Raw genomic sequence first — 1,705 nt, 5'->3', positions numbered from 1 at the left:
AGCCAACAGTAACCGGGCGCTCGAACTTGTTGCCGGTACGGCCGTCGGTCAGCTGCATCTGGCCGCTTTCTGGCAGGTCTGCCAGTTTCAGCATGGCCTTGATTTCGCTTTCCTTGGCGCCGTCGAACACTGGAGTGGCCATTGGAACGCCGCCACGCAGGTTCTTCGCCAGATCCAGGATTTCCTGGTCGGAGAAGCTATCCAGATCTTCGTTACGGCCGCCGATCTGGTTGTAGATCTCGTCGAGGAATTTACGAAGCTCAGCGACTTTGCGCTGTTCTTCGATCATCCGGTTGATCTTCTCGCCCAGACCTTTAGCCGCGAGGCCGAGGTGGGTTTCAAGGATCTGACCAACGTTCATACGCGAAGGTACGCCCAACGGGTTGAGGACGACGTCGACCGGGGTGCCATTGGCATCGTGCGGCATGTCTTCAACCGGCATGATCACGGAGACCACACCTTTGTTACCGTGRCGRCCGGCCATCTTGTCGCCCGGCTGGATGCGGCGACGGATTGCCAGGTAAACCTTGACGATTTTCAGCACGCCTGGAGCCAGGTCATCGCCCTGCTGCAGTTTGCGCTTCTTGTCTTCGAACTTGTCGTCCAGCAGACGGCGGCGATCAACGATGTAGGCCTGAGCCTTCTCGAGTTGCTCGTTCAGAGCATCTTCAGCCATGCGCAGCTTGAACCACTGACCATGCTCAAGACCGTCGAGAACTTCGTCGGTGATGTCCTGACCTTTCTTCAGACCGGCGCCGCCTTCGGCTTTGTGGCCGACCAGAGCGGAACGCAGACGTTCGAAAGTTGCGCCTTCAACGATACGGAACTCTTCGTTCAGGTCCTTGCGGATCTCGTCGAGTTGAGTCTTCTCGATGGACAGTGCACGAGCATCACGCTCAACGCCGTCGCGGGTGAAGACCTGTACGTCGATGACGGTACCCTTGGTGCCAGTAGGCACACGCAGGGAGGTGTCTTTAACGTCGCTGGCTTTTTCGCCGAAGATGGCACGCAACAGCTTCTCTTCCGGAGTCAGTTGGGTCTCGCCTTTCGGAGTGACCTTACCCACCAGAATGTCGCCTGCGCCAACTTCAGCACCTACGTAAACGATACCGGCTTCGTCCAGCTTGTTCAGTGCAGCTTCACCCACGTTCGGGATGTCTGCAGTGATTTCCTCTGGCCCAAGCTTGGTGTCACGTGCCACACAGGTCAGTTCCTGAATGTGGATCGTGGTGAAGCGATCTTCTTGAACAACTCGTTCCGACAGGCAGATGGAGTCTTCGAAGTTGTAACCGTTCCAGGCCATGAACGCGATGCGCATGTTCTGACCCAGTGCCAGCTCACCCATGTCGGTGGACGGACCGTCAGCCATGATGTCGCTGCGCTGAACCCGATCACCTTTACGCACCAGCGGACGCTGGTTGATGCAGGTGTTCTGGTTGGAACGGGTGTACTTGGTCAGATTGTAGATGTCGACACCAGCTTCACCGGTTTCAACTTCATCATCAGCAACACGAACCACGATACGGCTGGCATCAACGGAGTCGATCACGCCGCCACGACGAGCCACGACGCAAACGCCGGAGTCACGGGCTACGTTACGCTCCATGCCGGTACCGACCAGCGGCTTGTCAGCGCGCAGGGTTGGTACAGCTTGACGCTGCATGTTCGAACCCATCAACGCACGGTTGGCGTCATCGTGCTCGAG

Annotated in this window: 1 pseudogene; it reads right to left on the bottom strand. The window is 57.6% G+C overall.

The features are described 5' to 3' along the window. Positions 1 to 1,705, bottom strand: a pseudogene (gene rpoB, locus AC1DRJ_RS26675) (DNA-directed RNA polymerase subunit beta); the annotation flags it as partial.

The organism is Pseudomonas sp. P5_B2 (assembly GCF_056400445.1).
This window is presented reverse-complemented; position numbering and strand designations above follow the sequence as displayed.